The sequence below is a fragment of the Arthrobacter sp. Marseille-P9274 genome (genome assembly GCF_946892675.1).
GTDB lineage: Bacteria > Actinomycetota > Actinomycetes > Actinomycetales > Micrococcaceae > Crystallibacter.
Window position 1 is genome coordinate 1,075,550 of record NZ_CAMPOV010000001.1, and the last position, 25,517, is coordinate 1,101,066.

17 protein-coding genes and 1 rRNA gene are annotated in these 25,517 nt (G+C 68.6%); 15 read left to right on the forward strand and 3 right to left on the reverse strand.

Annotated features, from left to right (window positions below; genetic code table 11):
- Nucleotide 1: 1 nt before the first annotated feature.
- Entirely contained in the window at nt 2–2,542 is a 2,541-nt protein-coding gene (gene pheT / locus OC550_RS04905) for a phenylalanine--tRNA ligase subunit beta (RefSeq protein ID WP_262104169.1), read from the forward strand.
- A 111-nt stretch (nt 2,543–2,653) separates the two neighbouring features.
- Entirely contained in the window at nt 2,654–3,370 is a 717-nt protein-coding gene (locus OC550_RS04910) for a 4'-phosphopantetheinyl transferase superfamily protein (protein ID WP_262104170.1), read from the forward strand.
- Here the strand turns inward: OC550_RS04910 and OC550_RS04915 are convergent.
- From OC550_RS04915 to OC550_RS04925, 3 genes are all read right to left on the reverse strand, one after another.
- Nucleotides 3,336–4,742, reverse strand: coding sequence for a M1 family metallopeptidase (locus OC550_RS04915; RefSeq protein WP_262104171.1), 1,407 nt, complete (start codon nt 4,740–4,742; stop codon nt 3,336–3,338). The genes OC550_RS04910 and OC550_RS04915 overlap by 35 nt on opposite strands.
- Complete coding sequence (locus OC550_RS04920; RefSeq protein WP_262104172.1) at nt 4,739–8,611, reverse strand: Pls/PosA family non-ribosomal peptide synthetase; 3,873 nt, start codon at nt 8,609–8,611, stop codon at nt 4,739–4,741. Before OC550_RS04920 ends, OC550_RS04915 begins: the two co-directional genes overlap by 4 nt.
- Before the next feature lie 63 nt (nt 8,612–8,674).
- Nucleotides 8,675–9,640 carry a quinone oxidoreductase gene (locus tag OC550_RS04925; protein ID WP_262104173.1) on the reverse strand — a complete coding sequence of 322 codons (966 nt, stop codon included), beginning with the start codon at nt 9,638–9,640 and terminating at the stop codon, nt 8,675–8,677.
- 167 nt (nt 9,641–9,807) lie between these two features.
- Between OC550_RS04925 and argC the strand changes: the two genes are divergently transcribed.
- From argC to OC550_RS04990, 13 genes are all read left to right on the forward strand, one after another.
- On the forward strand, nt 9,808–10,839 hold the full coding sequence (argC, locus tag OC550_RS04930) for an N-acetyl-gamma-glutamyl-phosphate reductase (RefSeq protein WP_262104174.1): 1,032 nt from the start codon (nt 9,808–9,810) through the stop codon (nt 10,837–10,839).
- Nucleotides 10,836–11,987, forward strand: coding sequence for a bifunctional glutamate N-acetyltransferase/amino-acid acetyltransferase ArgJ (gene argJ, locus OC550_RS04935; RefSeq protein ID WP_262104175.1), 1,152 nt, complete (start codon nt 10,836–10,838; stop codon nt 11,985–11,987). Before argC ends, argJ begins: the two co-directional genes overlap by 4 nt.
- 36 nt (nt 11,988–12,023) lie before the next feature.
- On the forward strand, nt 12,024–12,944 hold the full coding sequence (argB, locus tag OC550_RS04940) for an acetylglutamate kinase (protein WP_262104176.1): 921 nt from the start codon (nt 12,024–12,026) through the stop codon (nt 12,942–12,944).
- On the forward strand, nt 12,941–14,206 hold the full coding sequence (locus tag OC550_RS04945) for an acetylornithine transaminase (protein ID WP_262104177.1): 1,266 nt from the start codon (nt 12,941–12,943) through the stop codon (nt 14,204–14,206). Before argB ends, OC550_RS04945 begins: the two co-directional genes overlap by 4 nt.
- On the forward strand, nt 14,203–15,186 hold the full coding sequence (gene argF / locus OC550_RS04950) for an ornithine carbamoyltransferase (protein ID WP_262104178.1): 984 nt from the start codon (nt 14,203–14,205) through the stop codon (nt 15,184–15,186). Before OC550_RS04945 ends, argF begins: the two co-directional genes overlap by 4 nt.
- Nucleotides 15,183–15,710 (forward strand): arginine repressor, encoded by a 528-nt coding sequence (locus OC550_RS04955; RefSeq protein ID WP_262104179.1) that lies wholly within the window; start codon nt 15,183–15,185, stop codon nt 15,708–15,710. Before argF ends, OC550_RS04955 begins: the two co-directional genes overlap by 4 nt.
- A gap of 118 nt (nt 15,711–15,828) precedes the next feature.
- Complete coding sequence (argH, locus tag OC550_RS04960; protein WP_262104180.1) at nt 15,829–17,253, forward strand: argininosuccinate lyase; 1,425 nt, start codon at nt 15,829–15,831, stop codon at nt 17,251–17,253.
- Nucleotides 17,254–17,422: 169 nt separating this feature from the next.
- Entirely contained in the window at nt 17,423–18,424 is a 1,002-nt protein-coding gene (locus OC550_RS04965; protein WP_262104181.1) for an SRPBCC domain-containing protein, read from the forward strand.
- Nucleotides 18,424–19,050 (forward strand): DNA-3-methyladenine glycosylase, encoded by a 627-nt coding sequence (locus OC550_RS04970; RefSeq protein WP_262104182.1) that lies wholly within the window; start codon nt 18,424–18,426, stop codon nt 19,048–19,050. Before OC550_RS04965 ends, OC550_RS04970 begins: the two co-directional genes overlap by 1 nt.
- 30 nt (nt 19,051–19,080) lie before the next feature.
- A complete protein-coding gene (locus OC550_RS04975) occupies nt 19,081–19,620 on the forward strand; it encodes an adenine phosphoribosyltransferase (protein ID WP_262104183.1) in 540 nt (179 codons plus the stop codon).
- 107 nt (nt 19,621–19,727) lie between these two features.
- On the forward strand, nt 19,728–21,986 hold the full coding sequence (locus tag OC550_RS04980; protein WP_262104184.1) for an AAA family ATPase: 2,259 nt from the start codon (nt 19,728–19,730) through the stop codon (nt 21,984–21,986).
- Between the two features lie 13 nt (nt 21,987–21,999).
- Nucleotides 22,000–23,310, forward strand: coding sequence for a tyrosine--tRNA ligase (tyrS, locus tag OC550_RS04985; protein WP_262104185.1), 1,311 nt, complete (start codon nt 22,000–22,002; stop codon nt 23,308–23,310).
- A gap of 593 nt (nt 23,311–23,903) precedes the next feature.
- Nucleotides 23,904–25,427 (forward strand): 16S ribosomal RNA (locus OC550_RS04990).
- Nucleotides 25,428–25,517: the final 90 nt, after the last annotated feature.

Here is a 25,517-nt window from a genome sequence, read left to right on the forward strand (position 1 = left end):
AATGCGTATCCCACTTTCCTGGCTGCGGGAGTATGCCCAGGTTCCGGCCGGAGCGACGGCCGAAGACGTCATGGCCCAACTGGTCAAGGTCGGCCTCGAGGAAGAGGCGGTCCATCGTCCGCTGGACGAGCTGAAGGGCCCCATCGTGGTCGGCCAGGTGCTCTCCGCGGAGAAGGAGCCGCAGTCCAACGGCAAGACCATCAACTGGTGCCAGGTCCGCGTGGTCCCCGAAGGCAGCGAGCAGACCCTCACCGGCGAGGGCATCGACCCCTCCGGCGTGCAGGGCATCGTCTGCGGCGCCCACAACTTCAAACCGGGCGACAAGGTCGTCGTGACCCTGCCCGGCGCTGTCCTGCCCGGTGACTTCCGGATCACGCCGCGCAATACCTATGGCCACCTGTCCGCGGGAATGATCGCCTCGGTGCGGGAACTCGGCATCGGGGAGGACCACGACGGAATCCTCGTGCTCTCCACCCTGGGACTGGACCCCGAGATCGGCAGCGACGCCCTTGAGGTCCTCAGCCTGCACGACGAGGCAGCCGAGATCAACGTCACGCCGGACCGGAGCTACTGCTTCTCCATCCGCGGCGTGGCCCGCGAATATGCCCATGCGACCGGAACGGAATTCACGGATCCCGCCGCGCGCGTGGCGGTGGCGGCGGCGGACGGCCCGGGCTACCCGGTCCGGCTCGAGGACCAGGCCCCGATTTACGGGAAGCCCGGCTGCGACCGGTTCGTGGCGCGCACGGTACGCGGTGTGGATCCCTCCCGGCCGACGCCGCCGTGGATGGCCTCGCGGCTGCGGCTGGCCGGCATCCGGTCCATCTCGTTGGTCGTCGATATTTCCAACTACGTGATGCTCGAACTCGGCCAGCCGCTGCACTTCTACGACCTGGATCGGCTCGCGGGCGACATCGTGGTACGGCGCGCGAACCAGGGCGAAACGCTCGAGACGCTGGACGGCAAGGTCCGTAAGCTGGATCCCGAAGACCTGCTCATCACCGATGAATCCGGCGCCATCGGCATCGCCGGCGTCATGGGCGGCGCCGCCACCGAAGTCTCGGACAGCACCGTCAACGTCCTGGTCGAGGCGGCCCACTTCGAGGAAGTCGGCATCGCCCGCTCCCGCCGGCGGCACAAGCTGCCGTCCGAGGCTTCGAAGCGCTTCGAGCGCGGCGTCGACTGGCAGGTCGCGGACGAGGCGGCCCAGCGTGCCGTGGACCTGCTGACCGAGCTGGCCGGCGGTACCGCCGAAGCCACCGCCACGGACGCGGGGCAGGAGCCTGCCGCCGTCGTTATCGACCTCCCGGCGCATTACGCGGCCGAGCGCATCGGCATGGAATTCTCCGAGGACCAGATCGTCTCCTCCCTGCAGGACCTGGGCGCCGGCGTGGAGAAGTACGACGGCGGCTACCGCGTTACGGTGCCCAGCTGGCGCCAGGATCTGGTCATCAAGGAGGACCTGACCGAGGAGATCGCGCGGCTGGTCGGCTACGACAAGATTCCCGCCACGCTGCCCGTCGCTCCGCCCGGACGGGGCCTGACGCGGAGCCAGCAGCAGCGGCGGCGCGTCCTGCAGTCGCTGGCGGACGCCGGCCTGACCGAGGTGCTTTCCTACCCGTTCGCGACCAAGGCGGACAATGACACCTTCGGTTCGCCGGACGGCACCGGCCGCAGCGCGCTGAAGCTGGCCAACCCGCTGAGCGACGAGCACGGCTATCTCCGCACCAGCGTCCTGCCGGGCCTGCTGGAGACGGCGCGGCGCAACCACTCGCGCGGCTTCCGCGACCTGGCCCTCTACGAGGCCGGCCTGGTGTTCCTGCCGGGCGAGCGGCTCGGCTCGGCATCGATCCCGCCGCTGGGTGCACTGCCGGACGAAGACGTGCTGGATGGCCTCTACGACGGCATTCCGGACCAGCCGCTGCACATCGCGGCAGTCTTCATGGGGCATGATTCGCCGGCCGGCGCCGGCCACACGCCGCACCCGTGGGACTGGGCCGACGCGCTGGACATGGCCCGCCTGGTCGGCGACGTCCTCGGCGTCGAACTGGTCATCGAGCAGGGGCTGCACCAGGCCTTCCACCCCGGCCGCACGGCCAGGATCCTGCTGCGCAGCGGCGAGACCGTGGGCTATTCGGGCGAGCTGCATCCGAAGCTGCTGGCGGCACGGGACCTCCCGGCGCGCACGGTGGCGCTCGAGCTGAATGCCGACCTGCTCTTCGCGGCGGCCCCGGACGTCATCGTGGCCAAGCACATCTCGACGTTCCCGCTGGCCACCCAGGACGTGGCGCTGGTGGTGGACCAGGAGACCCCGGCCAGCATGGTGCTGGAAACCCTCCGCGAGGGTGCAGGGGAGCTGCTGGAGGAAATCGCGCTTTTCGACGTCTACTCCGGCACAGGGATCGAATCCGGCAAGAAGTCGCTGGCCTTCGGCCTGCGCTTCCGGGCTAACGACCGCACGCTGACCGCGGACGAGGCCTCGGAGGCGCGCGCGGCCGCCGTCGCGCTGGCCGCGGAGCGGTTCGGTGCCGTCCAACGCTGACTCCGCGCTCCGCAGCGGGCGCTCCAGCAAGTAATAAGTGTGAACAACGACGGCGGGGCCGGGCGGGACACCCAGGTCCCGCCGCCACCGGGGGTAGGAAATGATGCAGGTATGAAGGCCGAGGTGATTATCCGGCTGGTCCATCTCGAGGCGGACGCCGAAGACAGCGGACAGCATATGCGCCGCGACGGAATCCGCCGGCGGGCGCGTGAGCGGGTCCTGCTCCTCGCGGCCGAGGAACTGGACGTGGCCCGGGAGCGGCTGGAGCTGCTGTTCGATTGCCGGGACTGCGAGCGAGGGAACGACGGCAGCCACGGGCAGCCGCAGCTGCAGCTCGACGGGGCTCCCTCCCCGGTCCGGCTCAGCTACAGCCGGCACGGGGGGTGGCTGCTGGTGGCGCTCATTTTCCGGCCGGTCCTGCTGGGAGTCGATCTGGAAGACGCCGACTCGGACGCCTTCGGGGAGACCGACAACATCGACGCCATCGCCCTCACCGAGGAGGAACGGCAACTGGTCAGGTCCTCGGACTCGGCCCGGCTGATGCGCGCACGGCTGTGGACCCGCAAGGAAGCGCTGCTGAAGTCGACGGGCCATGGCCTGCGGCTGGCCCCGGATCTCGTCGGTGTGGCGGATACGGACGGCAGCCCCAAACTGATGCTCTGGCCCGGGCACGCGGGGGAGCGGCCGGGAATCCGGCTCCTCGACCTCGACCTGCCCGCCAACGAGGCCGGGAGCCCTGTCCCGGCCTCGCTGGCCGCGTCACTGGCCGTCGGCGGCTCGTCCCAACCGGGGATTATCTTCCGGGAAGAACTGGCAGCGCGCGGCTGAACAGCCAGGCGTCCAGAAGTCCCCGGACGTCGAAGCCGGTTTCGGCCTCCGCCACTGCGATGAACATGCCGGTGTCCACCGAGCCGTGCCGGTGCTCGGTGGCCCAGTGGCGAAGCACGCGGAAGAAGGCGGCGTCGCCCACCGATCGGCGGAGGGCCTCCAATGTCAGGGCTCCGCGCTTGTAGACGCGGTCGTCGAACATGAGCTCCGGGCCGGGATCGCCGACCACGATGTCCTGCGGAAGCGCCGCCAGCCTCTTCCACGCGGCGTTGGCGCGGGCCGCGGCGGGCATCGAGCCGGACTCTTCGGACCAGATCCACTCCGCATAGCAGGCGAAGCCTTCGTGCAGCCAGATGTCCTGCCAGTGCGCCACCGTCAGGGAGTTGCCGAACCACTGGTGCGAGAGTTCGTGCGCGATCAGCCGCTGGTCTTCCCAGGTGGAGTGCAGGTGGTTGCTCCCGAGCACCGACAGCGACTGTGCCTCCAGCGGTATTTCCAGCTCATCCTCGGTGACGACGACGGTGTACTGGCTGAACGGGTACGGCCCGAACCGTTCGATGAAGGTTTCCATCATGTGTTTCTGGCGGGCCAGGCTGCTGCGCGCGTCGGCCGCGAGCGGGCCGGGGACGGCGATGTACTGCCGGATGATCCCGCGGCTGCGGGTGACGGGTTCCGGCCGCCCGTCTGCCAGATCCTCGAGGCCGTACCGGCCGATCTGGACCGTGGCAAGGTAGCTGGCCATCGGCTGGTCCATCCGGTATTCCCAGGTTTCCCTGCTCGACTTCTTGCTGTGCTGGACGAGGTCCCCGTTGGCGACGGCCCGGTAGCCCGCGTCGGTGGTCACCGCGATCCGGTAGGTGGCCTTGTCGGCGGGGCGGTCGTTGCAGGGGAACCACGACGGGGCGCCGTTGGGCTGACCGGCGACCAGGACGCCGTCGGTCAGCTCTTCCCAGCCGACTTCGCCCCACAGGCCGCGGATCGGAGCGGGCGAGCCGTCATAGCGGATGTCGAGTTCCACGTCCGCCCCGGCGTCCAACCGCGCGGCCAGCGCCAGGATCAGTTTGCCACCGCGGTGGGAGACTTTCTTCGGCCGCCGGCCGTTGACCAGGACCTTGGACGCCGTCAGGCGTGCCAGATCCAGCTCCAGCCGCTGGGTGGACTCAAGGACCCGCGCCGTCAGCCGGGCGCGGCCCGAGAGCCTGTTGGCCGCGAGCTTCACTTCGAGGTCAAGGTCGTAATGCGAGACGGTGAAGGCGGTGCTGCCCGATCCCGGAAGATAGGGGTCGGGGCGGTGGAAGGCCGGGTTCAGCGCCCTGGGCGGGGCTGCGGTGGCGCCGGCTTCCACCGGGCGGGTGTCGGCGTTTGAACTCATGCTCCGGTGATCCACGGTCGTACGGGGTTTCCCATCCAGTAGCTGGCCGCCGGGACGGTCTCGCCGCGCATGACCAGCGAGGCGGGGCCGACCGTTGCTCCGGCGGCAATGGAAGCGGCGGGGAGAATGACTCCGTGCGGGCCCAGGGTGGCGCCGGCCGCCAGTTCCACGGTATCAATGCTCATCACGCGGTCGTGGAACAGGTGGGTCTGGACCACGCAGCCCCGGCTGACGGTCGAGCCGTCGCCCAGCGCGACGAGGTCGGCCTCGGGCAGCCAGTAGCTCTCGCACCAGACGCCGTGGCCGATCTTCGCGCCGAGCCCGCGCAGCCACCAGACCAAAGGCGGGGAACCGGACATGATCCGGCCGAACCAGGGGGCACTCACCAGCTCCACGAAGGTATCGACGACCTCGTTGCGCCAGATGAAGGAGCTCCAGAGAGCGTGTTCACCGGCGCGGATCCGGCCGACGAGCAGCCATTTGGCGAGCACCGAGCTGCCGGCGGCAACCGCACCGGCCGCGGCAAGGATCAGGCCTCCGGCCAGCCCGGCCGCGAGGTAGCCGTAGGCTCCGGCAGCCCAGTCGAGCGCGGCCAGGACGGCCAGCGCCAGGGCGACCGTGACCATGACCGGAACGAACCGGCACAGTTCCCAGAGCGATCGGGCGAGCTTCAGCCTTGCGGGCGGGTCGTAGGTGAGGCTCACGTCCGCAGCGACCTCCGTGCGGTGCAGCCGCACCGGCGGGCTGCCCAGCCAGGAGGACCCGGACTTGGCCTTGGCCGGGGTAGCGGAGAGCACCGCGACCAGCGAGTTCTTCGGAACCCGCCGCCCGGCGCCCGCCATCCCTGAGTTGCCCAGGAAGGAGCGCTTGCCGATTTTGGCCGGGCCGACCTTCATCCAGCCGCCGCCGAGTTCGTAGGAGGCCACCATGGTGTCGTCGGCTAGGAAGGCACCCTCGCCGATGGTCGTCATCTTGGGAATGAGCAGGACGGTCGAGGCCTCGACGTTCTTGCCGACCTTGGCGCCGAGCAGGCGCAGCCACGTGGGGGTGAAAAGGCTGGCGTAGATGGGGAAGAGCAGGTCCCGGGCCATGTCCAGGACGCGTTCAGTGGCCCAGACCTGCCACCCGATCCGGCTGCGCACGCGGTGGAAGCCGGGCTTCAGCCCAGCGCCCAGCAGCCGTACGGTCAGGGCCACGAGCAGCATCAGCCCGGCAAACCAGACGGCGGCCGCCAGCGGCACGCTCGCGAGCAGCGGCAGGAATGCCTCCGCCAGGCTGGTTTCGGAGGGGACCAGGAGCACGACGACGGCGACGGCCGCCGCGGCGGCCGCGTAGGGGATAAGGGCAAGGAACGCCGAAGCCAGCGGGTAGAACAGCGACCACAGCGGCGACGACTTCGGCGGGGCGTCCGGCCACTCCTGCCGCGCCTTGCCCTTCCGGGAAGCCGGCGAACCGGAGAAGTGCAGGCCGGCCTTGACCTTGCCGCTGACCGCGGAACCCGGGGCGATCGTGGCGTGGGCGCCGATCTTGGCGCCGGGCATCAGCGTGCTGCGGGCGCCGACAGAGGCGCCGGCACCGATCAGGACGGGCCCGATGTGGACGCGGTCGCCGTCGATCCACCAGCCGGACAGGTCGACCTCGGGTTCGATGGCCGCGCCGGTGCCCACGGACAGCATTCCGGTCACGGGAGGTATGGAGTGCAGGTCGACGTCGCGTCCGATCTTCGCGCCCAGTGCCCGGGCGTAGTAGGGCACGAAGGGCGCGCTGGCCAGCGACACGGCGCCGGCCATGTCCGCGATCTGCTCAGCGAGCCAGAGCCTCAGATGGACCTTGCCCGAGCGCGGATAGTTGCCGGGGGTGACCTTGCGCAGGAGCAGCCGCGCGGCCGCGACGGCAATGGCCATCCTGCCGACCGGGCTGACGAAGACGGCCCAGAGCGCGAGAACCCACCACCAGGACACAGTCGGCGCGGCGGTCAGGACTCCCGTGTAGGAGAGCACGTTGTTGATGACCATCAGGTAGGTCAGCCAGCGCAGGCCGATCAGCATGACCAGGGGGATGCCCATCAGCGTCTGGAAGACCTGGGCCCTGCGCGTGGTCCGGCGGACGTCACGTTCGCGCGGATGGGCGGGCTGGTCGTCCGGGACGGACTGCCGCGCCGCGTCGACGAGCGCGCCAAAGCGCGGATGGGCATAAATCTCGGACACCGCGATCGTCGGATACTTGCTCCGCAGTGCGGAGACCAGCTGGGCCGCGGCCAGCGAGCCTCCGCCGTGGGTGAAGAAGTCGGCATCGAGGGAGGCGATCGGCGTGCCCAGCACCGCTTCCCACTGCTCGGCGATCCAGGCCGCCTCCGGGTCCAGGTCCGGGACGCCGGCCTTGTCGGCGATCTGCGCGCCGGGCAGGGGCCAGGGCAGCGCGTTGCGGTCCACCTTGCCGCTGGTTTTGACGGGCAGCGTATCTACTACGGCGAGGAGCGGAACCAAGGCGGCCGGCAGCTGGCCGGCCAGGACTTCGCGGGCCCGCTCCAGGTCGTAGCCGTCCGCGGTGGCGAGGTAGCCCACGAGCAGCTGATTGCCGGCGGCCGTCGTTCTGACGGCAGCGGCGGCGCCGGAGACGCCGGGAAGGGCCTGCAGAGCCGCGTCGACCTCGCCCAGCTCGATCCGCCGGCCGCCGAGCTTGACCTGTTCATCGGCGCGGCCGACGAAGAGGAGTCCGGCGGGGTCGTAGGTGACCAGGTCCCCGCTGCGATAGGCCCGCTCCCAGCCGAGCGTCGGCATCGGCGCGTACTTCTCGGCGTCCTTGGCCGGGTCGAGGTAGCGGGCGAGGCCGACGCCGCCGATAATCAGTTCGCCGGTGCCGCCCGCGGGGACCGGAACTCCGGCCTCGTCGACGACGGCCAGGTCCCAGCCGTCCAGAGGAAGCCCGATCCGCACCGGCCCGTCGCCGCCCAGCGGGGCGGCGCAGGCAACGACCGTGGCCTCGGTCGGGCCATAGGTGTTCCAGACCTCGCGGTCCTCAACGGCGAGGCGCCGGGCCAGTTCGGGCGGGCACGCTTCGCCACCGAAGATGAGCAGCCGGACATTCTCGAGGGCCTCGGCCGGCCACAGGGCCGCCAGGGTGGGCACGGTGGACACGGCGGTGATATTGCGGCTGAGCAGCCACGGCCCGAGGTCCATGCCGCTGCGCACCAGCGACCGCGGCGCGGGGACCAGGCAGGCGCCGTGGCGCCAGGCCAGCCACATTTCCTCGCAGGAGGCGTCGAAGGCCACCGACAAACCGGCCAGCACCCGGTCCTGCGGCCCCAGCGGCTCGGCGGGCAGGAAGATCCGTGCCTCGGCGTCCACGAAGGCCGCCGCGGACCGGTGGGTCACGGCGACGCCCTTCGGGGTGCCGGTCGACCCCGAGGTGAAGATCACCCAGGCATCGTCGGTCAGCTCGGCCGGGCGTGCTGCAGGGAAGGGGGCGGGGCGGCCAGGGGTGACCTGGATGGTGTCTCCGTCGGTCAGGATGCCTGCAACCTTGGCCTCGCCGAAGACGAGCCGCGCGCGCTCTTCCGGATCATCGGCGTCGACCGGGACGTAGGCCGCCCCGATGTACAGCGTCGCCAGGATGGCGATGTACAGCTCGCGCGTGCCGGAAGAAATCCGGATGCCGATCTTGTCTCCGGCGCCCAGGCCGGCCAGATGGAGCTGGCGGCCCTTGGCCCGCACAGCCTCCATCAGCTCGCTGTAGCTGAACGGCTGGCGGCCGTCGTCGAGCGCCGTGGCGTCCGGAAACGCCTCGGCGCTCGCGACGAGGATGTCGATGAGGGTGCGCGGCGCCGGCGTCTCCATTGAGCCGGGCAGCTGGGGGGCAAAGGAGGTCATTCGGCCAAGTTTCCCCCATCGAAATGAACAAACGGCCCCAATTACGGTGTAAAGTGCGCAACCTTACGGAACGAGCAGCAGTTTTCCCGTGGTCCGCCGTCCCTGCAGGTCCTCGTGGGCGCGGGCAGCGTCCGCCAGCGGATAGGAAGCACCGATCCTGATGTCCAGGTCGCCGGCAGCGACCGCGCCGAAGATCTCGCGGGCGCGCCACCCGCGCTCGTCGGCATCGAGCAGGTGGTCCTTGAGCTTCGGCCTGGTCACGAACAGTGAGCCGCCGGAATTCAGGCGCTGCAGGTCGAAGGGCGGAACCTGTCCGGAGGCACCGCCGAACAGCACCAGGGTGCCCCTGGTGCGCAGGCTGGCGAGGGAACCGTCGAACGTGTCCTTGCCCACGCCGTCGTACACGGCGTCGACACCCGTACCGCCGGTCAGCTGCCGCACCTTGTCGGCGAAGCCGTCGTAGCGCAGGACTTCATCGGCGCCGGCGGCGCGCGCGAGCTCTTCCTTCTCGTCCGAGGAGACCGTGGTGATGACGCGGACGCCCTTGGCCTTGAGCAGCTGTGTCAGGATCAGGCCCACACCCCCTGCGCCTGCGTGGGTCAGGACAGTCTGTCCTTCGGCTGCCGTGAAGCTGGAATTGACCAAGTAGTGTGCCGTCAGTCCCTGCAGGGGGATGGCGGCGGCGGTTTCGTCGCTGATCCCGTCCGGCACGGCAAGGGCCTTGTCCGCGTCGACGAGCGAGTATTCGGCGTAAGTGCGCGCCCCCTCGCAGAAGGCCACGCGGTCCCCGGCAGCCCAGTTCCCGGAGCCGTCCCCGACCGCTTCCACCGTCCCGGCCCCTTCGCTGCCGGGTGTGTAGGGGAACTTGACGTTGTAGACGCCGCTGCGTTCGTAGGTCTCGATGAAGTTGACGCCGGCGGCAGCCATTTTCACCAGCAGCTGTCCGGGGCCGGGTACAGGCTTGTCGACCTCGTGCAGTTCCAGGACCTCGGGTCCGCCGGGTGCTGCCGCAACGATTGCCTTTGCCATGGGCTCTGCCACTCCTTCATAAAAAGACCGGTTCTTCGCGCAGGGTGCGGGACCGGCCTGGAAGACGGCTAGAATCGGGCCGTGGAGAGCCGGTCGGCGCACCTTGGCACCATCGTAACGTGCATAAATATCCCTTGTTGTGAATAAAACTGCTGTAGAGTGGCGCCATGACTTATTCCGTAGCAGTATCCGGGGCCAGCGGCTATGCCGGAGGCGAAGTCCTGCGGCTCCTGTCGTCCCATCCTGAAGTGGCGATCGGAGCCATCACCGCCCACAGCAACGCCGGCGGCACTCTCGGCGGGCTGCAGCCGCACCTGCACACGCTGGCCGACCGGGTGCTGACCGAGACTACGGTGGAGAACCTCGCCGGCCACGACGTGGTGTTCCTGGCGCTGCCGCACGGCGCCAGCGCGGAGATCGCGGCCCAGTTGCCGAAGGACACCCTGGTCATCGACGCCGGGGCGGACCACCGGCTGGAGGACCCGCTGGCGTGGGAGAAGTTCTACGGGACGGCGCACGCCGGCACCTGGCCGTACGGCCTGCCCGAACTTCCGGACCACCGCGAGCGTCTCCGCAAGGCCAAGCGCATCGCCGTGCCCGGCTGCTACCCGACCAGCTCGCTGCTGGCCCTCGCGCCCGGCTTCGCCGCCGGGCTGCTGGAGGCCGACGACGTCGTCATCGTGGCGGCGTCCGGCACCTCGGGCGCGGGCAAGTCGGCCAAGCCGCACCTGCTGGGCTCGGAGGTCATGGGCGGGATGAGTCCCTACGGCGTCGGGGGCGGCCACCGCCACACGCCGGAAATCGAGCAGGGCCTCTCCGCGGCCGCCGGCGAGCAGGTGAAGGTGTCCTTCACTCCGACGCTGGCCCCGATGAGCCGCGGGATCCTCGCTACCGCCACGGCCCGGGTCAAATCCGGCGTCGACGGCGAGCGGCTGCGCGGCGCCTGGGCCGAGGCCTACGCCGACGAGCCGTTCGTGCACCTGCTGCCCGAGGAGCAGTGGCCGCACACCAAGGCCGTCCAGGGTTCCAACCACGTGGCCCTGCAGCTCGCCTACGACGAGCACGCCGGCCGCGTCATCGTCAGCTGCGCCATCGACAACCTGGCCAAGGGGACGGCCGGCGGAGCGATCCAGTCCATGAACATCGCCCTGGGTCTCGAGGAGACCACAGGCCTATCGCACCAGGGAGTTGCCCCGTGAGCGTCACCGCAGCCCAAGGATTCCGCGCAGCCGGCGTTACCGCCGGCCTGAAGGCTTCGGGGAAGCCCGACGTCGCGCTGGTGGTCAACGACGGCCCGTCCCGGTCCGCCGCGGCCGTCTTCACCTCAAACCGCGTCGCGGCGGCCCCCGTGCAGTGGTCCCGCCAGGCGATCAGCGACGGCCGCGCGGACGCGGTCATCCTGAACTCCGGCGGCGCCAATGCCTGCACTGGCGCCGAGGGCTTCCAGAACACGCACCGCACCGCCGAAAAAACCGCGGAACTCCTCGGGGTCTCCGCCGGCGACGTGCTGGTCTGCTCCACCGGCCTGATCGGCGAGCAGCTGCCCATGGACAAGCTGCTTCCCGGCGTGGAGGCAGCGGCCAAGGCACTCGGCGCGGACGGGGGAGCGGACGCCGCCGAGGCGATCATGACCACCGATACCGTCGCCAAGGAGGCCGTGTTCAACGGCACCGGCTACACGATCGGCGGGATGGCCAAGGGCGCGGGGATGCTGGCCCCCGGCCTGGCCACCATGCTGGTGGTCATCACCACGGACGCTCACATCGAAGCGGCAGCCCTCGAAATGGCGCTGCGTGAGGCAACGCGCCTCACCTTCGACCGCACCGATTCGGACGGCTGCATGTCCACCAACGACACGGTGGTCCTGCTGGCCTCCGGCGCGTCGGGCGCGGTGCCGGACCTGGACGAGTTCAGCCGGGGCCTCGGCATGCTCTGCTCGAAGCTCGCCCGCCAGCTGATCACCGACGCCGAGGGCGCCAGCCATGACATCGCCGTCACCACCATCAACGCGGCGTCCGAGCGCGACGCCGAGACGGTCAGCCGCGCGGTGGCCCGCTCCAACCTCTTCAAGACCGCGATCTTCGGCAAGGACCCGAACTGGGGCCGGGTGCTGTCCGCGGTCGGCACGACCGACGCGGTCTTCGAGCCGGAAAACCTCAATGTCACCATGAACGGCGTCCAGGTCTGCCGCAACGGCGGCGTGGGCGATCCGCGGGACCAGGTCGACCTCGAGGGGCGGGACGTCGCCGTCGTTATTGACCTCAAGGCGGGCACCCAGTCGGCGACCATCTGGACCAACGACCTGACCCACGACTACGTCCACGAGAACTCCGCCTACTCCAGCTGACCGCCGGTACCCCCGGCGCGGCAACGGAAGGAAGCCATGCCATCCCCGAACAACTCGATGCTTGTTGCGCAGGACAAGGCGGCCACGCTGGTCGAGGCGCTGCCCTGGATCCAGCGCTTCGCCGGCACCACCATGGTGATCAAGTACGGCGGCAACGCCATGATCAACGATGAACTGCGCCGTGCCTTCGCCGAGGACATCGTGTTCCTGCACCACGTCGGCATCAGGCCGGTCGTCGTGCACGGCGGCGGCCCGCAGATCAACTCGATGCTGGAGCGGCTGGGCATCGAGTCGGAGTTCAAGGGCGGCCTGCGGGTGACGACTCCCGAGGCCATGGACGTGGTCCGCATGGTGCTCACCGGCCAGGTCGGCCGCGAGCTGGTGGGGCTGATCAACGCCCATGGCCCGTACGCGGTGGGGATGTCCGGCGAGGACGGGGGCCTGCTGCAGGCCGTGCGCACCGGCACCGTGGTCGACGGCGAGGACGTGGACCTTGGTCTGGTCGGCGAGGTCGTCGGCGTCAATCCGTCGGCCATCCTGGACCTGCTGGAGGCCGGACGCATCCCGGTCATCTCCACCGTGGCCCCGGAAACCGGCCGCGACGGCGAGAACGCCGGGCAGGTGCTCAACGTCAATGCGGACACCGCCGCGGCGGCCGTCGCCGACGCCCTGCGTGCCTCGCGGCTGGTCATCCTGACCGACGTCGAGGGCCTTTATGCGAACTGGCCGGACAAGTCCTCGCTGATCTCCTCGCTCACCGCCTCCGAGCTGCGCGACCTGCTGCCGGGACTGGAATCGGGCATGATTCCCAAAATGGAGGCCTGCCTCAAGGCCGTCGACGGCACGGTGGAACGCGCGGCCGTCGTCGATGGCCGGATGGCGCACTCGATCCTGCTGGAGGTCTTCACCACGGCCGGTATCGGGACCCAGATCGTACCGGACGGAGACACGGAATGAGCCAGAACCCGACAGCAACGGCGGGAACGTCGGCAACGGAACTCGCGGGCTTCGAGGGCCTGCACAACCAGGAGCTGCTCGGCCGCTACAACCAGTCCCTGATGGGTGTCTTCGGCACGCCGCAGCGCGTGCTGGTGCGCGGCAGCGGCTGCACTGTATGGGACGCGGACGGCAAGGAGTACCTGGACCTGCTGGGCGGGATCGCTGTCAATGCGCTCGGACACGCCCACCCGCTTCTGACCAGCGTGGTTTCCAGCCAGCTGGCCACGCTCGGCCACGTCTCGAACTTCTTCACGAGCCCGTCCCAGATCGCCCTGGCCGAGAAGCTGCTCGGCCTGTCCGCGGCGCCGGCCGGGTCCAAGGTGTTCTTCGCGAACTCGGGCACCGAGGCCGTTGAGGCCGCCTTCAAGCTCGCGCGCCGCCGCGGCAATAACGACGCCGGGGGCAAGCGGGTGCGGATCCTCGCCTTGGAGAATGCTTTCCACGGGCGCACCATGGGCGCTCTGGCCCTGACCTGGAAGCAGGCCTACCGGGAGCCGTTCGAACCTCTGCCGGGCGGGGTCGAGCACCTCCCGGCCGGGGACGCCGACGCCTTGCGCGCCGCCGTGGACGAGACCGTGGCGGCGGTGTTCATCGAGCCGATCCAGGGCGAAGCCGGTGTCCGCGGCTACCCGGAAGGCTACCTGCAGCTGGCCCGCGAGCTGACCCGCGAAGCGGGGGCGCTGCTGATTTTCGACGAGGTGCAGACCGGCATCGGCCGCACCGGCAAGTGGTTCGCCTCCGAAGGCGTGCTCCCGGATGCGATGACGCTCGCCAAGGGACTCGGCGCAGGCTTCCCGATCGGCGCCATGATCACCTTCGGCCCGGACGTATCCACTCTGCTGACCGCCGGCCAGCACGGAACCACGTTCGGCGGCAACCCGGTGGCCACCGCGGCGGCGCTGGCCACGCTGCACACCATCGAGTCGCAGCAGCTGCTGGAGCACGTGCGGCAGACCGGCCAGGCCGTCCGCGCGGCGCTGTCCGGGCTGGACTTCGTGACCGAGGTCCGCGGCGAAGGCCTGCTGATCGGGTTCGACCTCGCCGCCGAGGCCGCGCCGGCGCTGGTGCAGCGCGCGCTGGACGCCGGCTTCATCGTCAATTCCACGGGTCCGGCGACCATCCGCCTGGCTCCGCCGCTCATCGTGACGGCAGAACAGGTGCAGCGGTTCATCGACGCGCTGCCGGATCTCTATGCCGCCGCCACCAAGGAGGAAAAGTGACCACCCCCAACCCCGCCGTCGTCCGCCACTTCCTGGTGGACACGGACCTCAGCCCGGCCGAGCAGGCCGAAGTGCTGGACCTCGCCGAGGCGATGAAGCGCGACCGCTACGGCTACCGGCCGCTTGCCGGTCCGCAGACCGTGGCCGTCTTCTTCGACAAGACGTCCACCCGCACCCGCGTCTCCTTCGCCGCGGGCATCGCCGAGCTCGGCGGCAGCACCCTGATCGTGAACCCGGGGGAGTCGCAGCTGGGCCACAAGGAGTCGATTGCGGATTCGGCCAAAGTGCTGAGCCGCATGGTCTCGACCATTGTCTGGCGGACCTACGCACAGTCGGGCCTGGAGGAGATGGCGGCCGGCTCGCGGGTACCGGTCATTAACGCGCTCAGCGACGACTACCACCCGTGCCAGCTGCTGGCAGACCTGCTGACGGTGCGCGAGCACAAGGGCACGCTGGCCGGGCTGACCATGGCGTACCTCGGCGACTCCGCCAACAATATGGCCAACTCCTATCTGCTGGCCGGCGCCACGGCGGGAATGCATGTGCGCGTCGCGGGCCCCGAGGGCTACCTGCCGGAGGAGCGGATCGTCGAGGCGGCCCGGGCGCGCGCCGCGGAAACCGGCGGCTCGGTGATGGTGACCACCGACCCCACGGATGCCCTCGCCGGAGCGGACGTGGTGGCCACGGACACCTGGGTGTCGATGGGACAGGAAGAGGAGAAGGCGGCGCGGCAGGAGCTGTTCCGCAGTTACGCCGTGGACGCCGCGGCCATGAAGCTCGCCGACCCGGACGCCGTCGTCCTGCACTGCCTGCCCGCCTACCGCGGCTACGAGATCGCCGCGGACGTCATCGATGGTCCGCAGTCCGTGGTCTGGGACGAGGCGGAGAACCGGCTGCACGCGCAGAAGGCGCTGATGGCCTGGCTGCTCACCGCTTCCGGGCTGGCCGCGTCGGAACCCTCGGCGGCCCGCGGGCGATGAGCGCGCAGCCGGCCTCGCAGCCGTCCACCAAGACCGCCCGGCAGGCCAGGATCAAGGCCATCCTGGGGGCGGAATCGGTGCGGTCCCAGGCTGAGCTGGCGGCGCTGCTGGCGGACGAGGGCGTGCAGGTCACCCAGGCGACGCTGTCCCGGGACCTGGTGGAGCTCGGCGCGATCCGGGTCCGCGGCGTGGACGGCGGGCTCGTTTACGCCATCCGGGGCGAGGGCGGCAGCCGGTTGCCGCAGACCGGCGTGACACAGGAGGTGCTGGACGCCCGGCTGGCCAAGCTCTGCGCCGAGCTGCTGGTCACCGCTGAGGCATCGGGCAACATCGTGGTGCTGCGCACGCCGCCCGGTGCGGCCAATTTCCTGGCCCTGGCCATCGACCACTCGGTGCTGCCCGCCGTCCTGGGTTCTATCGCCGGCGACGACACGGTGTTGCTGGTCACCCGCGACCCGCAGGGCGGCGAGGAAATGGCCGCCCGCTTCCTCGCGCTGGCGGACCCGCAGCAGACCGAGGCCTGAGGGGCAGGTCTCCGTCACCGGCACGACGGCGGCGCGCACCCCGGTGCGCGGGACTGCGTGCGTCGGACATAGATTTACTGATCAGCGAACAAGTACTTACGGACGAAGGATTCTAGCCATGGCTGCCCACGGAACGAATGAAGGAGCTCTCTGGGGAGGCCGCTTTGCCGGCGGTCCCGCGGACGCGCTCGCCGCCCTCAGCAAGTCCACCCACTTCGACTGGCGGCTGGCTCCGTATGACATTGCCGGCTCCCGGGCGCACGCCCGGGTGCTGCACCAGGCCGGGCTGCTGGACGACGGCGAGCTGAAGGGCATGCTCGCCGCGCTGGACCAGCTGGACGCGGACGTCCGCTCGGGCGCGTACACGGCCGCGGAGACGGATGAGGACGTGCACGGCTCGCTCGAACGCGGCCTGATCGAGCGCGCCGGACCCCAGCTCGGTGGCAAGCTGCGGGCCGGCCGCTCCCGCAACGACCAGATCGCCACCCTGGGCCGGATGTACCTCCGCGACCATGCCCGGATCATCGCCCGGGGCGTCCTGGCCACCGTGGAGGCGCTGGTGGGGCAGGCGAAGGAACACCGCGGCGTCGCCATGCCGGGCCGGACCCACCTGCAGCACGCCCAGCCGGTGCTGCTCAGCCACCACCTGCTGGCCCACGCCTGGGCTCTGCTGCGCGACGTGCAGCGCCTGCAGGACTGGGACAAGCGCGCCGCCGTGTCGCCCTACGGTTCCGGCGCGCTGGCCGGCTCCTCGCTGGGCCTGGACCCGAACGCCGTCGCCGAGGAGCTCGGCTTCGACTCCGCGACCTGGAATTCGATCGACGGCACCGCCTCCCGGGACGTGTTCGCCGAGTTCGCCTGGGTCGCCGCCATGATCGGAGTGGACCTGTCGCGCATCTCGGAGGAGGTCATCTTCTGGGCGACCAAGGAATTCTCCTTCGTCACGCTCGACGACGCCTACTCCACCGGCTCGTCCATCATGCCGCAGAAGAAGAATCCGGACGTCGCGGAGCTGGCCCGCGGCAAGGCCGGACGGCTGATCGGCGACCTGACCGGCCTCCTCGCCACGCTCAAGGGCCTGCCGCTGGCGTACAACCGGGACCTGCAGGAGGACAAGGAACCGGTCTTCGACGCCGCCGATACCCTCGAACTGCTGCTCCCCGCGGTCTCCGGCATGGTCGCCACGCTGAAGTTCAACACCGAGCGGCTCGAATCGCTGGCGCCCCAGGGCTTCGCCCTCGCCACCGACATCGCCGAGTGGCTGGTCCGCCAGGGCGTGCCCTTCCGCGACGCACACGAACTCTCGGGCGCAGCGGTTCAGCTGGCGGAGGGCCGCGGCGTCGAGCTGTGGGACCTGACCGACGAGGACTACGCCGGTATTTCCGAGCACCTGACTCCGCAGGTCCGCGAGGTGCTGACCGTCGAGGGCTCGCTCGGCAGCCGCAGCTCCCAGGGCGGGACCGCGCCCACAGCAGTGGCACGCCAGCTGGAGCAGCTCGCCGGCCAGCTGGAGGCCGTCCGCAGGTACGCCGAGGGCTCCTGACACCACCGCTGGACGACGTACGACGCTGAGGTACCCGCCCCGCTTTGGGCGGGCACCCGGCGTCGTCCTTTTTACCGGCCGGAAGGACGAGGTTACCCGCCGGTAACAACGGTCTTTGGGGTAGTTTGTGACTCGAAGCCCCGAGTCAACCGAAGCGGAGGATGTGACGATGACGACGCTGAGTTCGCATGAGGAGAAGGCGGTCCCCTCCGGGCGGATCGAACGGGTGGATTCGGACTACGTGCTGGCCTTCGACCGGCAAATCGACTACCCGCGCCGCTACATCTGGAGCCTCCTGACGGAACCGGACCAGCTGGCCAAGTGGCTGGGCAAGCCCATTTCCGGGTTCGAACTGGGGCAGCCCTACGAGCTGGATGTCGGCGGGGGAGCAGTCACCGGAACGGTCCTGCAGCTGAATCCGCCGTTGAGCCTCCAGTTCACCTGGGAAGACGAACTCGGCGACGAGTCCGTGATCGAATGGCGGACGCTGGACAGCAGCGGCGGAACCCTGCTGCAGTTCCGGTCCCGGGCCGAGAACCGCGACTTCCTGACCGAAGGCAGCGCCGGCTGGGACACGCTCCTGGACGCGCTCGAGGAGGTGGCGGCCGGCCGGACCCCGCAGCCGCAACCGGGCCGCTGGGACCAGCTGCGCGACGCCTACGCGCGCGAGTATTCGCTCTCGAACACCATGGGCAACCTGGACAAGGACTCCGGACACCCGTGCATCGGCTTCGAGCGGCTGCTGCCGGCGGACCGCGAAACCGTCTGGCAGGCGCTGACAGAGGAGCCGCAGTTCTCCCGCTGGCTGGCGCCCGGAAGCCTCGAGCTGCAGGCCGGGGGCGGCATTCGGCTGGACTTCGACACGTTCATCATGGAGGGCGACGTCACCTACGTGCAGAACGGCCAGGGGCTCGAGCACAGCTGGCGGAGTCCCGAAGTCCAGGACAGCGCGGTCCACTGGCTGCTGGAGGGCGGCAACGGCCGGACCCTGCTGAAGCTGCGGCACAACCTCAGGTCGCCTGCCCGCGCGGCCGAGCTGCTGGCGTTCTGGCACCACAGGCTGGACGGCCTGGCCGTGATGCTCTCCGGCGGCGAAGTCCATCTTTCGGCGCACCGGCTGGAGGCCCTGACCCACTTCTACCGGCGGCAGACCGGCGGCACCCAGCCGTAGTGGACGCCGCACTGCTGCAATGGCTCGCGCGGTCAGCGGTCGACGTCGCGCCCGGACTGCTGGGGGCCAGACTCGCCAGTACGACGGCGGAAGGCACGGTGGGCGTGCGCATCACCGAAGTGGAGGCATACCTGGGGGAGCACGATCCCGGGTCGCACGCCTTCCGGGGCCAGACCAACCGCAACAAGGCCATGTTCGGTCCGGCCGGGCACATCTACGTCTACTTCACCTACGGCATGCACCATTGCGTGAACATCGTCTGCGGACATCCCGGCCAGGCGACCGGAGTGCTGATCCGCGCCGGCGAAGTCGTAGACGGGGTGCCGCTGGCCGAACGGCGCCGGCCCTCCGCCCGCGGCGCGCTGGAACTGGCCAGGGGCCCGGCCCGGCTGGCGCAGGCGCTGGGGCTGACGCTGGCGGACAACGGCCGGGCCTTCGTGCCCGGCGAACTCGAGCTGCACCTGCCGCCGGTGCCGGCCCCGGCCGCCCATGTCCGGAGCGGGCCGCGGGTAGGCGTCAGCGGCGAAGGCGGCTCGGAGAATTATCCGTGGCGGTTCTGGCTGGAAGGCGAAAAGACCGTCTCGCCCTACCGGTCCGCCAAGCCGCGTCGCCGCAGCGCCGACTGACCTGCCGGCCGGGGCAGGTAGGGTAGACGGGTGCGAGAACGCTCTTCCGAACCTGTTGAACCGATCATTGGACGGCTCTCGGCTACCGTCCCGGACTATCCGCAGCCGGGCGTCGTCTTCCGCGACCTGACTCCGGTTTTCGCTGACGGCCCGGCCCTGCACAGCATCGTGCACGCGCTGATTGATCCGTTCGACGGCCAGTTCGACGCGGTGGCCGGGATCGAGGCCCGCGGCTTCCTGCTGGCCGCCGCCGGTGCCTACGCCTCGGGCACCGGGGTTGTCACCGTCCGTAAGAAGGGCAAGCTGCCCCGCCGCGTCTACTCGGAGGACTACACGCTGGAGTACGGCACCGCGACGCTGGAGCTGCACATGGACGACCTTCGTCCCGGCATGCGGGTGCTCATCCTCGACGACGTGCTGGCCACGGGCGGCACGCTGGCCGCCTCGGCACGGTTGTTCGAACGCGCCGGCGTCCAGGTGTCCGGGTTCGGCGTGGTCCTGGAACTGGCGGGACTGCGCGGCCGGGCCAACCTCGCCGGCCGGCGGATCCGTTCCCTCGTCCGCGAGTAGGCACCCCGGTTTCCTGCCGTTCCCGCAGGTTTGCCAGCGGTTGAAGGAAAATTCACCCGCGGCACTGTAAAATGGATGGTCTGCCTTTGCGGGAGGGGAACGGGAAAATGCAGGAAACGGTTGCAGCTCACGCCGAACTTGGCCTTGAGCGCGAATATGTGGCGGGTTTGTACCGCCGGCTCGATGAACTCCGTGCCGAAAAGCAGGAGCAGCTCGACCGCGTCCGGCGCACCGGCGCAGTCGGATCCATGCAGAACATCTCGGAGCGCGACGCGTTCGCGACGATGTATGAAGACCGCCTTGAGCAGCTCAACGCCGTCGATGACCGGCTGGTCTTCGGCCGGCTGGACCTGGACGGCGGCGAGTCACGGTACATTGGCCGCATCGGCCTGAGCACCGCGGACCTGCAGCGGCTGATGGTGGACTGGCGCGCCCCGGAAGCCGGGGTCTTCTACCAGGCCACGGCCTTCGAGCGCCAGGGCGTGCGCCGCCGGCGCCACCTTGTCCTCAAGGGGCGGGAAGTGAAGGCCATCGAGGACGACGTGCTGGACGCGTCGATGCTGACGGACTCCAGCAGCCTGCAGGGCGAGGGCGCGCTGCTGGCCGCGCTGAATTCCAAGCGGACCGGCCAGATGTCGGACATCGTCGGAACGATCCAGGCCGAACAGGACCGGATCATCCGCAGCCCGATGCCGGGCGTGCTCGTCGTCCAGGGCGGCCCGGGCACGGGCAAGACGGCGGTGGCCCTGCACCGCGCTGCGTACCTGCTCTACATGCACCGGGAGCGGCTGAAGTCGGCCGGCGTGCTGCTGGTCGGCCCGTCGAATTCCTTCATGAAGTACATCGAACGCGTCCTGCCCTCACTGGGTGAAACCGGCGTCGTCATGTCGACCGTGGGCCGGCTCATGCCGGGCATCAACGCCGTCGCCGAGGCGGATCCCGCCGTGGCCGAGCTCAAAGGCCGCGCGTCCATGGCCAAGGTGGTCGCCCGCGCCGTCGCCAACCGCCAGCGCATTCCCGCCGGCCCGCGCAAGCTCAACGTCGAGGGGACCACGCTGACGCTGACGCCCCGGCAGGTGATCCGCGCGCGGGACAAGGCCCGGGCCACCGGCAAACCGCACAACGAAGCACGGACGAGCTTCGTCAAGATCCTGCTGCGCGAGCTCACGGAGCAGCTCACGGACGTGCTGAACAGGTCCGCCGGGGCCGGCAACAACACGGACCGCGCCTACCTGACCGAAGACGTCAGGACCTCCCGCGACGTGCGGATTGCGCTGAACCTGTGCTGGATGCCGCTGACTCCGGAGCAGCTGATCGGGGAGCTGTTCAGCAAGCCGACCCACCTTGAGGCCGCCGCCCCCAATCTCACCGAGCAGGAACGCGCCTTGCTGCTGCGGCCGCGGGACGCCGCCTGGACGGAGGCGGACGTTGCCCTGCTGGATGAGGCGGCGGAACTCCTCGGCCCGATGGACGCCTCGGCCGGCCGGGACCGGGCCCAGCGCGAGCACGACCGGGCCCGCGACGTGGCCAATGCGGAACAGTCGCTGAGGAACGTGGACGAGATGCTGAAGGAAACCGGCATCGACGGCCTCGTCAGCGCCGAGGATCTGGCCGCCCATAACCAGGCCCAAGAGACACGCTTCACGGCCGCGGAACGTGCCGCCTCGGACCGGACCTGGGCGTTTGGACACATCATTGTGGACGAGGCACAGGAGCTTTCGGCGATGCAGTGGCGCCTGCTGATGCGGCGCTGCCCGCTGAAGTCGTTCACGATCGTCGGCGACATCGCGCAGACCAGCTCATCAGCTGGCGCGCAGTCGTGGCAGCAGGCGCTTGAGCCCTTCGCGAAGGACCGCTGGCGGCTGGAGGAGCTGACGGTCAACTACCGCACGCCCGCCCAGATCGCCGAGGCCGCGGTGCGCGTCGCCAACGCCGCCGGGCAGGTGGTCTCGGCGCCGAAGGCTGTCCGCGAAGGCCAGTGGGCACCCGTCGTCGACCGGGTGGACCACGGCGAGGTTGCCGCACACATGATGGACGCGGTGCCGCAGGAGCTGGGACTGCTCGACGGCGGCCTGCTGGCCGTCATCGCCGCCGAGCGCCGGGTTCCGCACCTGCGCCGGGCCCTGGCCGGGGCCTACGACGGCAGGGTCGGCGGCGGTGCCGGCGGGTTGGACCAGGACATCGCTGTCATAGGACCCAAGGAGGCCAAGGGCCTGGAGTTCGACGGCGTGCTGTTGCTTGAACCGGCGGAAATCCTCGAAGGTGCCGCCGGCCGGGTGGGAGACCTGTACGTGGCCATGACCCGGCCGACGCAGCGGCTGCGCGTCATCGCGGCACGCGATATCCCGGCAGGCTTGGAAGGCTGATAATTTAGGTCCCGTGTCAACGAATACGTTTCTGAGTTCCCAAAAGAATGATCCAGGCTTCGCCAATGTTTGGCAGGAGCTCAAATGGCGTGGCCTGGTCCAAGTTTCGACGGACGAGGCCGAGCTGGAAAAGCTGCTCGCCGGGGAGCCGGTCACGTACTATTGCGGGTTCGACCCGACGGCGCCCAGCCTGCACCTGGGCAACCTGGTGCAGCTGCTGACCATGCGGCGCCTCCAGCTGGCGGGCCACAGGCCCCTGGCGCTGGTGGGCGGTTCTACCGGCCTGGTCGGGGATCCCCGTCCGACGGCGGAGCGCACCATGAACACCAAGGAGACCGTCGCGGAGTGGGTCGGTTACCTGCAGGGTCAGGTGCAGCGGTTCCTGGACTTCGACGGAGCCAGCGCCGCCCGGATGGTGAACAACCTCGACTGGACGGCGCCGATGAGCGTGCTCGATTTCCTGCGGGACATCGGCAAGCACTTCAGGGTCGGCACGATGGTCAAGAAGGACATCGTCGCCTCCCGCCTGAACTCCGACGAGGGGATCAGCTACGCAGAGTTCAGCTACCAGATCCTCCAGGGCATGGACTTCCTGGAACTGTTCCGGCAGTACGGCTGCGTGCTGCAGACAGGCGGCTCGGACCAGTGGGGCAACCTGACCAGCGGCATCGACCTGATCCACAAGGTTGAGGGCAAGAGCGTGCATGCGGTCGGCACGCCCCTGATCACCAACGCGGATGGCACGAAGTTCGGGAAGAGCGAGGGCAACGCCATCTGGCTCGATGCCGCCATGTGCTCGCCCTACGCCATGTACCAGTTCTGGCTGAACACCGCCGATGCGGACGTGGTGCAGCGGCTGAAGGTGTTCACGTTCCGCAGCAAGGCGGACATCGAAGAGCTGGAACGGGCCGTTGCCGAACGGCCGCATACCCGCGAAGCGCAGCGCGCCCTCGCCTACGATGTGACCTCGATCGTCCACGGTGCCGAGGCAACGGACAAAGTCATTGCCGCCTCCGCCGCCCTCTTCGGGCAGGGCGATCTCGCTGCGCTGGATGAGGCGACGCTCGTCGCCGCGACGGCTGAGCTGCCCAGTGCCGCGGCCGGCAACGGCGGGCTGAACATTGTCGACCTGCTGGTGGCCTCGGGGCTGGCGGCCAGCAATTCCGCGGCCCGCCGCACCATTTCCGAAGGCGGAGCCTACGTCAACAACGACAAGATCACCGATCCGGAAACCGTGATCGATTCCGCGAAACTCCTGCATGGCAAGTACCTGCTCATGCGCCGCGGCAAGCGCACGCTGGCCATGGTGGTCGCGGCGTCCTAGCCGGTTGTTCCCGCAGCGGGAACCAACGAGCGGGCCCGGCCTGCTGCATCGTCCCATGAGGGCGGGCAGCAGGCCGGGCCCGCTCGGTTTTAGGGACGGATGCGGCGCCGATTTGCGAACCGGTCGGGGGGCGTGTAATGTCTTCTGAGTCGCCGCCGAGGCCGTGAAAACGGACTACGAGCAGGCGGCCAAACCCCCTGAGAATTCAAAGTGGTTCGGTTATGCCCCGTGCAGAAGCCGGATATGCTTTGTAATTCGTCATGGGTTCATTCTTTTGGGAACGGAAAATCGCGAAAAACGCCGATTTGACAGAAACAAAAAGGATGGAATAACTTAGAAACATCGCAGCAAAGAAAAGCGAAACAATGCGAACCGGAAACGGAACGCGGGTCTTCCAAAGTATTTGTTTGCTCCTGTTGTTTGAGAACTCAATAGTGTGCCAAGTTTGTTGATACCAATTGTTTTATTGGTTGAATTATTGTCGTGGTGTGCCACCCCCGTGGTGTGCTGCGATGTTTTTTAGCCTGGATTTGAATTTTGTGCATGCCTGGCCGCCAATTTTCCTTGGTGGCGGGTGTGTGTCTGTTTGAACATTAACGGAGAGTTTGATCCTGGCTCAGGACGAACGCTGGCGGCGTGCTTAACACATGCAAGTCGAACGATGATCCGGTGCTTGCACCGGGGATTAGTGGCGAACGGGTGAGTAACACGTGAGTAACCTGCCCTTGACTCTGGGATAAGCCTGGGAAACCGGGTCTAATACCGGATATGACTCTTCACCGCATGGTGGGGGGTGGAAAGATTTTTTGGTTTTGGATGGACTCGCGGCCTATCAGCTTGTTGGTGGGGTAATGGCCTACCAAGGCGACGACGGGTAGCCGGCCTGAGAGGGTGACCGGCCACACTGGGACTGAGACACGGCCCAGACTCCTACGGGAGGCAGCAGTGGGGAATATTGCACAATGGGCGCAAGCCTGATGCAGCGACGCCGCGTGAGGGATGACGGCCTTCGGGTTGTAAACCTCTTTCAGCAGGGAAGAAGCGGAAGTGACGGTACCTGCAGAAGAAGCGCCGGCTAACTACGTGCCAGCAGCCGCGGTAATACGTAGGGCGCAAGCGTTGTCCGGAATTATTGGGCGTAAAGAGCTCGTAGGCGGTTTGTCGCGTCTGCTGTGAAAGCCCGGGGCTCAACCCCGGGTCTGCAGTGGGTACGGGCAGACTGGAGTGCAGTAGGGGAGACTGGAATTCCTGGTGTAGCGGTGAAATGCGCAGATATCAGGAGGAACACCGATGGCGAAGGCAGGTCTCTGGGCTGTAACTGACGCTGAGGAGCGAAAGCATGGGGAGCGAACAGGATTAGATACCCTGGTAGTCCATGCCGTAAACGTTGGGCACTAGGTGTGGGGGACATTCCACGTTTTCCGCGCCGTAGCTAACGCATTAAGTGCCCCGCCTGGGGAGTACGGCCGCAAGGCTAAAACTCAAAGGAATTGACGGGGGCCCGCACAAGCGGCGGAGCATGCGGATTAATTCGATGCAACGCGAAGAACCTTACCAAGGCTTGACATGGGCCGGATCGCCGCAGAAATGCGGTTTCCCTTCGGGGCCGGTTCACAGGTGGTGCATGGTTGTCGTCAGCTCGTGTCGTGAGATGTTGGGTTAAGTCCCGCAACGAGCGCAACCCTCGTTCTATGTTGCCAGCGCGTGATGGCGGGGACTCATAGGAGACTGCCGGGGTCAACTCGGAGGAAGGTGGGGACGACGTCAAATCATCATGCCCCTTATGTCTTGGGCTTCACGCATGCTACAATGGCCGGTACAAAGGGTTGCGATACTGTGAGGTGGAGCTAATCCCAAAAAGCCGGTCTCAGTTCGGATTGAGGTCTGCAACTCGACCTCATGAAGTCGGAGTCGCTAGTAATCGCAGATCAGCAACGCTGCGGTGAATACGTTCCCGGGCCTTGTACACACCGCCCGTCAAGTCACGAAAGTTGGTAACACCCGAAGCCGGTGGCCTAACCCCTTGCGGGAGGGAGCCGTCGAAGGTGGGACCGGCGATTGGGACTAAGTCGTAACAAGGTAGCCGTACCGGAAGGTGCGGCTGGATCACCTCCTTTCTAAGGAGCGCCTCGGATCTTTTGCGTGCCGGTCTGTGTGCCGGTGGCGGGGGTCTGCAGGAGAGCCCGTTGCGGATGCGTTTGTCATCC